Raw genomic sequence first — 12355 nt, 5'->3', positions numbered from 1 at the left:
AGGCGATCTCATGGAACTGGTAAGACAGGTCCTCGGTATGACCTTCGAGTGGGGGGCGCTGACGGGGCTGATCGTCGGCACCGTCGGCGGCATCGTCATCGGCGCTCTGCCCGGCTTCAGCGCATCCATGGGCGTGGCGCTGCTGATTCCCATCACCTACGGAATGTCGCCCGTCGCCGGGCTGATCATGCTGACGGCCGTCTATACGTCGGCCATTTACGGCGGCTCGATCACCGCCACGCTGTGCCACACGCCCGGCACGCCGGCTTCTGCCGCGACGGCGATCGATGGATACAAGCTGACCCAGCAGGGACGCGGCATGGAAGCCGTCGGCGTCTGCACGGTCGCTTCCATGATCGGCGGCGTCGTCGGCGCGCTGGCGCTGTTGTTCCTTTCGCCGCCGTTGGGGAAATTCTCCCTGCAATTTTCGGCGCTTGAGTACTGCATGCTGGCCATCTTCGGCGTCACGATCATCGCCTCCCTGGCTGGAGAATCGCTGTACAAGGGGCTGTTTTCGGGCATTCTCGGCCTGTTCCTCGGCACCGTCGGTCTGGATGCCATCACCGGCACGCCGCGTTTCACCTTCGGTTCCATCCAGCTCGAAGACGGCATCCAGTTCGTTCCCGCGCTGATCGGCATGTTCTCGATCTCGCAGGTCATGATCATCGCCGACGATGTCTTCAAGGGCAAGCATGCCATCGTCGACGAAAAGAGCATGACGGGGCGTATCCTGCCGCCCTGGAGCGAGTTCAAAGGGCTGATTCCGACCATCGCCCGTTCATCCGTCATCGGCACGATCATCGGTATCATTCCGGCGGCCGGCGCCGGCGTTTCTTCATGGGTCTGTTACAGCCTCGGCAAAAAATTCTCCAAACATCCCGAGAAATTCGGCAACGGCTCTCTCGAAGGGGTGGCCTCGTCCGAAGCCGGCAATAACGCCGCCACCGGCGGCGCGCTCGTTCCCCTGATCACGCTGGCTCTGCCCGGCAGCGCGGTGGCGGCCATCCTTCTCGGCGGCATGCTCATGCACGGACTCGTCCCGGGAGCTTCCATGTTCACCGAAAAGGCTCCCGTTACCTACACGATCATATTCGGTTATCTGCTTTCCAACGTTCTCATGGGGCTCATCGGTCTGGCTGTCGCCAAATACGTGGCCCGGGTCAGCACCATCCCGATGGGCGTGCTCGGTCCGCTTGTCGTCGCGCTCTCCGCCATCGGCACCTACGCGATCCGCAACAACATGTTCGACGTGTTCGTGATGCTTGCTTTCGGTCTGCTGGGGTATTTGCTGCGGCGGACGGGTTTCGCCACCGCGCCCCTCGTGCTGGGCATGGTGCTGGGCGAAATCGTCGAGAGCAATTGGCGCCGCGCGCTGATCATGTCCCGCGGCAATATGTTCAAATATTTCCTGAGCCGTCCCATCAGCCTTGCGCTGCTGGTCCTCATCGCGCTCTCCATGTTCACGCCGGTCCTGATGAATTACGTGAACAAAAAATCAAGGGTTCAGGAAAAATCTGCCTGACCCCGTTGCGCATCCAAAAAAATTTCTGCCCGACCGTTGCGGCCGGGCAGAAATTTTTTGTGTCGAAGCTTGCAGACCAGTTTGCAGACGCCGAATCGAATCAGCTGTTGGCCGTGCTTGCCAGCCCGACGATCGCGCCGGTCCAGCGGCGCATTTCCGCCATGCCGCGGCCGCGGACGCGCACGGTGCGGCCGCCGAGGCGTTCGAGCGCGGGGATCTGAGTGGCCGCGTCGCACTGGACCGTGGTGTGGAAAGTGACGCGCAGGTCGTAGCTGCCGTCGCCGATGTCGAAAAGCGGGATTTGGCGCGCTTTCAGGCGCTCAACGGCTTCCTTCGCCTTCGCCTTGATATAGCCGTAGGAGTCCTCCGGCGACAGGCAGTCCGCCGCCAGACGGCCCTTGGCGATTTTCACCCGCGCGTAGACGGGGGCTGCGCCGAGCTGCGCGCGGACTTCGCGCTCCAATGCGTCGTCGCCCTCGACCAGCGCCACCGGCAGACCGAAGGAGGAGGCGACGGCGGCGTTCAGCCCCAGTTCGCCCATCTCCACGCCGTTCAGTTCGATCGAATAGACCGTTCCGCCGGAGATGGTGTGGTCGAGCACGGCGACGGGGGTCCCGGCCATGGCGTGGTAGCCGATGAAGAAGACGCCGTCGCTTCCCGAGCAGCCTTCCATCATGCCCAGGGGCTTGGGCGTGCCGCTGAGCAGGCGCACGCGGCTGCCGAGGCCGTCGATGTCGACGTTGATCTTGCGCCCGTGCGCGTCGTTGACCAGCACTTCGTCGGCGCCGGCTTCCAGCGCGCCTTCGGCGGCGGCGCGCACGTCGTGCAGTTCCATCCTGCAGCCGAAAGCGTATTCGGGACGTCCGTTCATGGTCTGATGAACGTCGGTCACGCCGGTGCAGCCTTCCATATCGGCGCTGATGTAAATTTTCATGGGGCGATCAGATTCCTTTCACGGGATTTTTGTTCGTCACGAGGGGCGCGGCGGCGACAGCAAAAGGACTGAGGGCGGAAAAGGCCGGCCTCAGTCCCGCTTTCGCGCCTGGATCCGCGCGCTTCCGTTTTTTGCGAGCCGTTTATTCCACGTAGGTCAAGTGATTCACCATGACGAAGTTGATCGGGTAAATGTCGAGGTTCTTCACTTCCCTGCGGACGGCGTACAGGTTCTTGATGGAATAGATCGGGATGCGGGGCTGATCGGCGACCAGCTGTTCTTCGATCTTTTCGTAAGCGGCCTTGCGCAGGGCGTTGTCGGATTCGCGCATGCCGTCTTTGATGCCCTGATCGACGATCTCGTTGCGATAGAAGCTCTGGTTCTGTCCCGTCGGAGGCACCAGCCAGGAAGCCAGCAGCGGACGGTACACCCAGTCGGCGTCGCCGGTGGAGGGGCTCCAGCCCATCATGAAAATCTGCGCCTTGTTTTTCTCTTCGGGCAATTCGATGCGGGAGTTCAACGTCGCCCAGTCCATGGCCTGGAGCTTGATCTCCATGCCCACGGCCCGGGCGAAACCGATGTAAGCCTCGGGGATGATGGCGCTTTTGCTGGAGGTCCACAGTTCGACGCTCAGGCGCTTGCCCTCGGCGTTCGTGCGGATGCCGTCTTCGCCGATCTTGTTCCAGCCGGCTTCCGAGAGCAGCTTTTTGGACAGTTCGGGATCGTAGGCGATCATGTTGTTCTGGCCGGCAGCGCAGTTGATCATCGGGGAGATGATGCTGTAAGCGGGAACGGCGTTGCCGTGCAGGATCTTGTCGCAGATGCCCTGGCGGTCGACGCTGTGGCTCAGGGCCCGGCGCACGCGCACGTCGCCGAGGATCGCGTCGCTGGTGTTGACGACGAGCGTGTAAACGGTGATGTTGGGGAAGATGCGCATCTCCACGTCGTCGCGGGTTTTCAGCCGCTCCACGTCGTTGGTATCGACGGCCTGGGCCACGTGGGCCTCGCCGGTCTCGACGAGCATGGCGCGCGTCGAAGCCTCGGGCGCGAACTTGTAGATCAGGCCGCTCAGCTTGGGCTTGCCCTGCCAGTAATCCTCGAACGCGGACATCTTCACGTAGTCGCCGGGTTCCCACTCCTCGAACTTGAAGGGGCCGGTGCCGGAGGGCTGGCGCTTGATCCTGGCGTTTTTGGCGGGATCCTTGACGTAGCTGGGGTCGAGGATCAGGCCGGCGGTGTGGGCCAGATTGTTGAGGAAGGGGCCGAAGGGCTGCTTGAGGTCGAACGCCACGGTGTATTCGTCGACGACGCGCACTTCCTTGATGATGGGCTGGTAGAGGGACGTCCTCTTGTAGCGCCCGTTCAGGATGCGGTCGAAGTTGACTTTGACCGCATCGGCGTTGAAGGGCGCGCCGCTGTGGAAGATGACGCCTTCGCGGAGTTTGAACGTCCAGGTCAGCCGGTCTTCGGAAATTTCCCAACTCTTGGCCAGCTTGGGCACGACGTCCAGCGACATATTGAAATCGACGAGCCCTTCGTAGATCTTGCGGTTCAGGTCTTCGGACGGCGTGTCGGTGATGTCCTGCGGGTCGAGGGAAATGATTTCCGCCGACTTGACGATCGTCAGGACGTCCTTGTCCAGAGCCAGAACCGGTCCGGCGGCGAGCAGAGCCGCCCCCGCGAGCGCAAGCAGCGCGGTACGGTAAAACTTCATACGGCATTCCTCCTTAAAAAATTCATCCCTTGCGGGGATTCCCTTCCGCCGCAAAAACGGCGGAAAACATCGAAACGGCTCGCTAAACCTGATGGCATGCGAGCCAGTGTCCGGCGTTCACTTCTCTCCATTGCGGCCGCACCCGGCGGCATTCGTCGGTCGCCTGCGGACAGCGCGTGTTGAAGCGGCATCCGGCCGGCGGGTCGATCGGGCTGGGGATGTCTCCTTTGATGATCTTGTCGGAAATGTCCTCGCCGGTGACGTAGGGTTTGGGAATGCTGCGCAGCAGCGCCTGCGTGTACGGATGCAGCGGGTTGCGGAACATTTCCTGCCGGTCGCAGAATTCCATCAGGCTGCCGAGATACATCACGGCGATGCGGTGGCTGATGTGACGGATCACCGAGAGATTGTGGCTGATGAACAGATACGAAAGATGTCTCTTCTTCTGGATATCCTTGAACAGGTTGAGGATCTGCGCCTGCACGGAGACGTCGAGCGCCGAAGTCGGCTCGTCGAGGACGATGAACTCGGGGGACGAGATCAGCGCCCGGGCGATGGCGATGCGCTGGCGCTGGCCGCCGGAGAATTCGTGCGGATAGCGCGTCATGTGCTCGACCTTGAGCCCCACTTCCTGCATGCCGTCCAGAACCAGATCGCGCACTTCGTCTTTTTTCAGCTCGGGACGCTGCACTTTCAGCACGCGGCCGATGATGTCGCCGACGATCATGCGCGGGTTCAGCGAAGCGAAGGGATTTTGGAAGACCATCTGCGCCCGGCTGCGGAACTCGCGTTCTTCCCGCGGCGAAAGGCCAAGGATCGACCGTCCCCGGTACAGGATCTCGCCCGACGTCGGCGCAAGCAAACGCAGCAGCATGTTGCCCACGGTGGATTTGCCGCTGCCCGACTCGCCGACCAGTCCCAGCGTCTCGCCCTCGGGAATGGAGAAGGAAACGCCGTCCACGGCCTTGACGTGCCCTGCGACCGAATGGAAGAGCACGCCCTTCAGAATCGGGAAGTACATGTGAAGATCTTTGACTTCAACGATATTCATAGCAGGCCACCTCATGTCCTTCCTCCGCTTCCACGGCCACCGGCCGCGCCAGAGCGCAGCGCTTCGTCGCGCGCGAGCAGCGGGCGCGGAACTTGCAGCCTTCCGGCAGATGCAGCAGATTGGGCAGCGCGCCGGGAATGACTTCCAGATATTCCTGCGCCTGATCGAGACGGGGAATAGCTCCCAGCAATCCCTGCGTGTAAGGGTGAAGCGGATGTTCGAAGATCTGGCGGACCGTGCCGTATTCGATGATGCTGCCGGCGTACATGACGGCTACCTTCTGCGCCATCGTGGCGATCACGCCGAGGTCGTGGGAGATCAGCATGATGCTGCTGCCGAAATCCTTCTGCAAATCTTTTATCAGCGACAGGATCTGAGCCTGAATGGAGACGTCGAGCGCCGTCGTCGGCTCGTCCGCGATCAGCATCCGAGGGTTGCACGACAGCGCCATGGCGATCATGACGCGCTGTTTCATGCCGCCCGAAAACTGGTGCGGATAGCGCTTCATCGACTTTTCGGGATCGGGGATATTGACTTTTTTGAACATCTCCGCCGCGCGAGCGTGGATCTGCGCCGCGCTCATATCGGGATTGTGGACGCGGATCGCCTCTTCCACCTGACGCCCTACCGTGAAGACGGGGTTCAGCGAACTCATCGGATCCTGAAAGATCATGGCGATATCCTTGCCGCGGATCTGGCGCATCCGTTCCGGCGTCGCCTGCGCGAGGTCCTCGCCCTCGAACAGGATTTTGCCGCCGATGATCTTTCCCGGCGGCGACGGGATCAAACGCATGATGCAGGCCGAGGTCACCGACTTGCCGCAGCCCGTCTCGCCGACGAGGCCGAGGATCTCGCCGCGGCCGACGCTGAAACTGACGTTTTCCAGCGCCTTGACGATCCCTTCTTCCGTGTAGAACCACGCGTTCAGATTTTCGACGCGAAGCAGAGTTTTATCGTCAGTCATGGCGGATTACTCCTTCAAACGGGGATTCAACGCGTCCTGAAGCCCGTCTCCGAAGAAGTTGAAGCCGAGGACGACGATCATGATCGTCACGCCGGGAATGATCGCGACGTGAGGGGCGGAACGCAGGTACACCCGGGCGGCGGAAAGCATCGTTCCCCATTCGGGGGACGGCGGCTGTACCCCCAGCCCGAGAAAGCCCAGCCCTGCGGCCGTCAGCAGCACCGTCGCCATGCGCATCGTCGTCTGCACGATGATCGGCGAGATGGCGTTGGGCAGGACGTAGCGGAACAGGATCGACAGATCGTTCTCGCCGATCGCCCGCGCCGCCGTCACGTAATCGTTTTTCTTGACGCTGATCACCGCGCCGCGCGCTACGCGCGAAAATCCCGGCACCGAGTTGATGCCGATGGCGACGATCAGATTCGTCAGACTCGGCCCGAGGATGGCGACGATCGCCAGTGCCAGCAGAATGCCCGGAAAAGCCATCATGACGTCCATCAGGCGCATGACGATCTCGTCGACCTTGCCGCCGAAGTAGCCGCTGGCCGAACCGAGGAACGTCCCCACCGCCAGCGAAATCATCACCGCCCAGAACTGGATCACCAGCGAGACGCGGGCGCCGTAAAGCAGACGGCTGAGGATGTCGCGCCCGAACTCGTCGCAGCCCAGCCAGTGGGCCATACAGGGACGGAGATAGGAAAGGTTCAGATCCTGAAAGTAAGGATCGTACGGAGCCAGCCACGGGCCGCAGAGAGCCAGAAACAGATACACGCCGACGATGACCAGCCCCGCGACCGCCGTCTTGCTCCGGCGCAGACGGCGCCATACCAGCGCCGCGTGAGTTTGCGTTCTTCCCCGACTATTCATAGCGGATCCTCGGATCGAGAAAAGCGTAGAGGATGTCGACCAGAAGATTGGCCCCTACGTAGATAAAAGCCACCACCAGCAGCGTCGCCTGCACCACGGGATAGTCGCGCCCCAGAATCGAATCGACCAGCAGGCGCCCCACCCCCGGCCAGGCGAAGACCGATTCGGTGAGAACGGCCCCCGTCAGCAGCGAGCCGATCTGCATGCCGATCACGGTCACCGTGGGGATCATGGCGTTGCGCAGCGCGTGCAGATACACGACGACGCGCTCCGTCAGCCCCTTGGCGCGGGCCGTTGTGACGTAATCCTGGCGCAGCACGTCCATCATCGTCGAACGGGTCATGCGCGCGATGATCCCCGCCGAGCCCGTGCCCAGCACGACGGAAGGAAGGACAATGTGCCGCACGCCGCCCATGCCCGCGGCCGGCAGCCAGCCCAGCTCGACGGCGAACAGCATGACCAGCATGATCGCCAGCCAGAAGGCCGGCATCGAAACGCCGATCAGCGCCAGCGACGTGGAAAGATAATCGATCCACGAATACCGCCGCACCGCCGAGAGAATTCCCGCCAGCACCCCCAGAGCGACCGCGAGCAGCATCGCCGCCCCGGCGAGAACCGCCGTGTTCTTCAGCCGCGATGCGATCAGGCCGATCGCGGGAACCTCATATTTCATCGATTCAAGCGAACCGTCGAAAACTCCCTTGACAAACCGTACATACTGAACGGGCAGAGGATCGTCCAAACCGAATCGGTCACGGATCAGCTGCACGTCCTCGATCGTCGCGTCGGGACCGGCAAGCAGCAGTGCCGGATCGCCCGGAGTCAGGTGCATAATGAGAAACGCGACAATGGAGACGCCGATCATGACGGGGACGGACATCACAAGCCTGCGAAGAATATACTTCCCCATGGTGTTTCACTTTCCCCTTTCGTAAAGATTGGATCGCCGCGTGGTCCTTCCCCATCATCTCCTCGTCCGCTTTCATTGAAAAACGCTTTTGTACGGCGTCTTTTCCTGAATGATTTTATATTTCTTAGATCAAAGTATAGAGACTGTCATAATTTTTTTCAAGCATATCTTCAAAGCGGTCTTGAAAAATCGTATACATTTTTTCTGTCCCAAAAACGTCGCGCCGCACGCGGAAAAAACTATTTTTCGCTCCATTCCAGGTCCAGCAGCATCCGCTCGAAGCTCTTCATGGCCGAAGTGAAATAGGCGCCGCGGCGGCTGCTGAGGAAGGCGTCGCGTTCCGCATAGCGGCTGTCGAGCTTGTAAAAATACAGCGCCTCGCAATCGGGCCTCTGCACGAGCCGGTTGCTCAGGATCGTCGCGCCCAGTCCGAGGCGGGCGAAGTTGAAGGATTCAGCCGACTGTTCCACCTCGAGAACTATCGGCGGATCGACGCCGCGTTCGCGGAAGAGGATGTCGGTGTATTGGCGAAGGTAATTCTGATTGCTGAGAAGGAGAAACGGCACCCCGGTGAAAGAGTCCAGACGCACCGATCGCGCCGCGGGAACGGAGAAGACCGCGTCGCCCAGTTCGTCCGGCGCAAGCCGTTTGCCATAAAGCGTTTCATTGACGCCGAACGATTTCGGTACGGCGAGGATCAGGCACTCGCGATAGCACACTTTCTGCTCGTACTTTTTGCCGTCGTAAGGACGGTTGGTGATCACGAAGTCCAGTTCGCCGGAATCGAGCAGATGCTTGGCCTGCATTGTATTCAAATTGCGGACCTGCAGCTCGATCTGCGGATACCGGCGGTGGAAATCCGCCAGACGTTCCGTCACGAAATAGGAGATGCCGAGATTGCTGCCGCCGACCGCCAGCCGGCCGCTTTGCAGCGTCCCTTCTTTCTCGACGAACTCGCGCAGCCGTCGTTCCAGTCCGCGCAGCTGTTCCAGCGCCTGGATGTATTCCACCCCGAACGGCGTCAGCGTCACGGGCACGGTCTGGCGGTTGAAGATGGGCAGTCCCAGTTCGGCTTCCGCCTTTTTGACGGTGATCGAGAGCGACGGCTGGGTGATGAACAGTTTGTCCGCCGCTTTGCTGAAGCTTCGTTCGCGGTAAACGGCATAGATATAGTCGGCGTACTGAAACATGACGCGGCCTCCTTATTCTGAGGTAATGTCCATTTATCATTTATTTTTATCTATGATGATATTCTAACATTTATATTGGATTATATCAGACAGCTGACATTTAATAGCAGTGCAAGAACAAATTTTCACGATCGAAAAGAGGCTGGCGCACAATGATCGATTTAAGAAGCGATACGCTTACGCTCCCGGACCGCCCCATGCTGGAGACGATCCTGTCGGCGCCGTTGGGCGACGACGGACGGCTGGACGCGGAAGGACGCGGCGAAGACGCAACGGTCAACAAACTGGAGGACATGGCGGCCTCTCTCACGGGCAAGGAGGCCGCTCTGTTCTGCGCCTCCGGCACGATGGGCAACCAGGCCGCCCTGCTAACCTGGTGCCGTCCCGGCGACACCGTGCTGGTCGACGAGCTGCAGCACCTCGACCGCAGCGAAAAAACCGCCTTCGAGCCGCGCTTCGGGCAGATGGAAAAAGCTTTTTACAAATTCGACGCCGACGGCATGCCCGACCCGGCCGACATGGAGCGAACGCTCAGGGAAAAACCCGTCAAGCTGATCTGCGTCGAGAACTCCCACAATTACACCGGCGGGACCTGTATCACGCCGGAACGCATGGCCGCCGTCCGCCGCCTGGCCGATAAATACGGCGTGCCGGTCCACATGGACGGCGCGCGCGTTTTCAACGCCGCCGCGTATCTCGGCGTTTCCGTGAAGGAACTGGCCCAATACGCCGACACGCTCATGTTCTGCGTCTCCAAAGGGCTGGGAGCGCCCGTGGGATCCCTTCTCTGCGGGCCGAAAGACTTCATCGGGAAAGCCAAGGACACCCGCAAGCTGCTCGGCGGCGCCATGCGTCAGGCCGGCGTTGTCGCCGCGCCCGCCATCTACGCGCTGGAGCACAATATAGAGCGTCTGAGGGAAGACAACGAAAACGCCGCGTACTGCGCTTCGCTGCTGACCGGGCTGAAAAAGACGCTCGTGCAGAAAAACGTGCAGACCAACATCATGATGCTCGACGTCAAAGACGCCGGCGTCACGCCTCGGGAATTCTGCGAGCGCGCCAGGGAAAAGGGGCTGCTGATCCGCCCCATCATCAACACCTCGGTGCGGCTCGTCTTTTACAAGGGCATCACGCGCCGCGACGCGGAACGGGCCGCGGCTATCATCCGCGAAATCGACGCGGCGCTTTGACCATATTCGAAAGGGGCACAACACAGTGATTATCGGCGGCAAGAAGATCTCTTTGACGACACAGGTTTTCGTGGCTATGATCCTCGGTTCCGTCGCCGGACTCGTGGGCGGCAAGACCATGGTCCAGCTCGGCTTCATCGGCGACATCTGGCTCAACTGCATCAAGATGATCGTGGTCCCCATGGTGCTCTGCACGATCGTGACCGGCATCACCTCGCAGGACAGCCTCGCCTCGCTGCGCCGCGTCAGCGCGCGCATCATCGCCTATTACGTGGTCACCACCGTGCTGGCCTGCGCGGTCGGCCTGGCCGTGGCGACGCTGCTCCAGCCCGGAAAGTTCGCTAACTTCGCCGGCATGGCCTCGCAGCAGATCAAGGGCGGCGTCGACATCACCTTCGCCGGCTTCCTCAAAGGGCTGTTTTCCACCAACATGATCAAGACGTTCGCCGACGGCAACATCGTGCAGACGCTGGTCATCGCCATCCTGCTCGGCGTCGCCATCCTGCGCATCAAAGATCCCGAACGCAAGGCGACGATGAAAAAGTGCTTCGACGGCTTCAGCAGCATGGTCTTCTCGCTGATCGGCATGGTCATGGACGTGTCGCCCGTCGGCGTGTTCTTCCTCATGGGCAACTCCTTCGGCAAGTACGGCGCCGGCATTTTCACCTCCATGGCCGTGCTCGTAGGGACCTACTACGCCGCCTGCTTCGCCCACGTCGTTTTCGTGTACGGCGGCTTCCTCCTGACCTTCAAGCCTCACATGAACCCCTTCCGGTTCATCAAGGAGAGCGCCGACGTGTGGATCTACACCATCTCCACGTGCAGCTCCATCGCCACGATCCCCGTCAACATCAAGACCGCCGAGGAAAAATTCGGCATTCCGGAGCGCGTTTCCGGCTTCACCATCCCCCTCGGCTCGCAGATGAACTCCGACGGCTCCGTGCTGCTCTACGCCTGCGTCATCCTCTTCATCAGCCAGATGATCGGCCAGCCCATGTCGATGCCGCAGCTGCTGAACGCCGTGTTCATCTCCACCATCCTCTCCATGGGCGGCGCGGGGATCCCCGGCAGCGGCATCGTCAAGCTGATGGTCGTCGTCCAGTCCGTGGGACTGCCTATCGAAGTCGTCGGCATCATCGCCGCGTTCTACCGCCTCTTCGACATGGGCACCACGACGAACAACTGTCTCGGCGACCTCGTCGGTACCATTATCGTCGGCACAGCCGAAAAAAAGTACAACGCGGAGAAACAGAGAGCCTAGAAGATTTTCACATAGAAAACGTCGAGAGACAGAGAGAAAAAATCGCGGCCGATCATCGAAGAGCACAAGCTCAGCGATGAACGCCGCAATTTTTTTGCGTGTAGTTTCCGATGGGGAGGAGAAAAATATCTTGCTAAAAGATGCCTTTTATTGAGAGTTTAGTTTTTTGTATTTATATTGTTTCCCGTTTAAAACACCGACGACCTATTGTCTTGCCGTAATACTTTTTATGGTTTGATCGGTGAGATTTCTGATCGTACGGCACAGACGCTCGACAACGTTCTCAAGCGTCAAAAAGATCTCATTCCGAAAGCTCGGACAGATGTGATCTCGTTTTTCACGGGCATTCTGCACTACCTCGGAGCTTTATAGTTTAGTTATGGATATTAAGGATGATAGTAATCGCGAAGAAATTTGCATTAATTAAGCAGAAACAAACATGATTATATTAGGGCTTGTTAAAAAAAACATTTCAGCTTGTATTATTTCAATAAAATAACACTGGCAGCAACAAGAACAAAAGCGAAAAACGAAGCGTCAAGTTTGTCATAGCGGGTGAAAATTCTACGGAACCATTTGATTTTCTGAAAGAAACATTCAACCAAGTGTCGTTCCTTGTAAACATGCTCATCTATAAACCACGGTTCGGGATTATCGCTCTTCGGCGGGATAGTGTAACTTCCCTCCCGAGAAGTAATGTACTCTCTGATGGCTTGCGAACCGTAAGCCTTATCGCCGATGACGTTGCTCCC

11 protein-coding genes are annotated in these 12355 nt (G+C 59.7%); 3 read left to right on the top strand and 8 right to left on the bottom strand.

All coding sequences use genetic code 11. The annotated features are described in order from the left end of the window. Nucleotides 1-10 precede the first annotated feature (10 nt). A complete protein-coding gene (locus tag D7D26_RS05675) occupies nt 11-1522 on the top strand; it encodes a tripartite tricarboxylate transporter permease (protein WP_120372381.1) in 1512 nt (503 codons plus the stop codon). Nucleotides 1523-1622: 100 nt separating this feature from the next. On the opposite strand, the gene D7D26_RS05670 is transcribed toward D7D26_RS05675, so the two are convergent. From D7D26_RS05670 to D7D26_RS05640, 7 genes are all read right to left on the bottom strand, one after another. After that, nucleotides 1623-2456 (bottom strand): M55 family metallopeptidase, encoded by an 834-nt coding sequence (locus D7D26_RS05670; protein ID WP_120372380.1) that lies wholly within the window; start codon nt 2454-2456, stop codon nt 1623-1625. 142 nt (nt 2457-2598) lie between these two features. Then, entirely contained in the window at nt 2599-4170 is a 1572-nt protein-coding gene (locus D7D26_RS05665) for an ABC transporter substrate-binding protein (RefSeq protein ID WP_120372379.1), read from the bottom strand. Between the two features lie 82 nt (nt 4171-4252). After that, a complete protein-coding gene (locus D7D26_RS05660; protein ID WP_120372378.1) occupies nt 4253-5221 on the bottom strand; it encodes an ABC transporter ATP-binding protein in 969 nt (322 codons plus the stop codon). Beyond that, nucleotides 5208-6185 carry an ABC transporter ATP-binding protein gene (locus D7D26_RS05655; RefSeq protein WP_120372377.1) on the bottom strand — a complete coding sequence of 326 codons (978 nt, stop codon included), beginning with the start codon at nt 6183-6185 and terminating at the stop codon, nt 5208-5210. The genes D7D26_RS05660 and D7D26_RS05655 overlap by 14 nt, the downstream gene beginning before the upstream one ends. A gap of 6 nt (nt 6186-6191) precedes the next feature. After that, nucleotides 6192-7052, bottom strand: a complete 861-nt coding sequence (gene opp1C / locus D7D26_RS05650) for a nickel/cobalt ABC transporter permease (RefSeq protein ID WP_078016651.1) — start codon at nt 7050-7052, stop codon at nt 6192-6194. Next, nucleotides 7045-7962: an ABC transporter permease gene (locus D7D26_RS05645; RefSeq protein WP_078016652.1), complete on the bottom strand. Its 918-nt coding sequence runs from the start codon at nt 7960-7962 to the stop codon at nt 7045-7047. The genes opp1C and D7D26_RS05645 overlap by 8 nt, the downstream gene beginning before the upstream one ends. A 239-nt stretch (nt 7963-8201) precedes the next feature. Then, nucleotides 8202-9152, bottom strand: coding sequence for a LysR family transcriptional regulator (locus tag D7D26_RS05640; protein ID WP_120372376.1), 951 nt, complete (start codon nt 9150-9152; stop codon nt 8202-8204). 152 nt (nt 9153-9304) lie between these two features. On the opposite strand from D7D26_RS05640, the gene D7D26_RS05635 reads away from it, so the two are divergent. Together D7D26_RS05635 and D7D26_RS05630 are read left to right on the top strand one after the other, a co-directional pair. Continuing rightward, complete coding sequence (locus tag D7D26_RS05635; protein WP_078016654.1) at nt 9305-10342, top strand: threonine aldolase family protein; 1038 nt, start codon at nt 9305-9307, stop codon at nt 10340-10342. Between the two features lie 25 nt (nt 10343-10367). Continuing rightward, complete coding sequence (locus D7D26_RS05630) at nt 10368-11603, top strand: dicarboxylate/amino acid:cation symporter (RefSeq protein WP_078016655.1); 1236 nt, start codon at nt 10368-10370, stop codon at nt 11601-11603. Between the two features lie 482 nt (nt 11604-12085). Here D7D26_RS05630 and D7D26_RS05625 read toward each other — a convergent pair. After that, a partial coding sequence (locus D7D26_RS05625; RefSeq protein WP_147413033.1) for a transposase occupies nt 12086-12355 on the bottom strand: 270 nt, incomplete at its 5' end.

Origin of the sequence: Pyramidobacter sp. CG50-2 (genome assembly GCF_003612005.1) — a bacterium.
In the GTDB taxonomy this organism is placed as follows: domain Bacteria; phylum Synergistota; class Synergistia; order Synergistales; family Dethiosulfovibrionaceae; genus Pyramidobacter.
This window is presented reverse-complemented; position numbering and strand designations above follow the sequence as displayed.

Bases quoted from the DNA above. Each gene is read 5' to 3' on its own strand.
- D7D26_RS05635 (WP_078016654.1), top strand. From the start codon at position 9,305: ATGATCGATTTAAGAAGCGATACGCTTACGCTCCCGGACCGCCCCATG.
- opp1C (WP_078016651.1), bottom strand. From the start codon at position 7,052: ATGAATAGTCGGGGAAGAACGCAAACTCACGCGGCGCTGGTATGGCGC.
- D7D26_RS05675 (WP_120372381.1), top strand. From the start codon at position 11: ATGGAACTGGTAAGACAGGTCCTCGGTATGACCTTCGAGTGGGGGGCG.
- D7D26_RS05665 (WP_120372379.1), bottom strand. From the start codon at position 4,170: ATGAAGTTTTACCGTACCGCGCTGCTTGCGCTCGCGGGGGCGGCTCTG.
- D7D26_RS05640 (WP_120372376.1), bottom strand. From the start codon at position 9,152: ATGTTTCAGTACGCCGACTATATCTATGCCGTTTACCGCGAACGAAGC.
- D7D26_RS05655 (WP_120372377.1), bottom strand. From the start codon at position 6,185: ATGACTGACGATAAAACTCTGCTTCGCGTCGAAAATCTGAACGCGTGG.
- D7D26_RS05670 (WP_120372380.1), bottom strand. From the start codon at position 2,456: ATGAAAATTTACATCAGCGCCGATATGGAAGGCTGCACCGGCGTGACC.
- D7D26_RS05645 (WP_078016652.1), bottom strand. From the start codon at position 7,962: ATGGGGAAGTATATTCTTCGCAGGCTTGTGATGTCCGTCCCCGTCATG.
- D7D26_RS05660 (WP_120372378.1), bottom strand. From the start codon at position 5,221: ATGAATATCGTTGAAGTCAAAGATCTTCACATGTACTTCCCGATTCTG.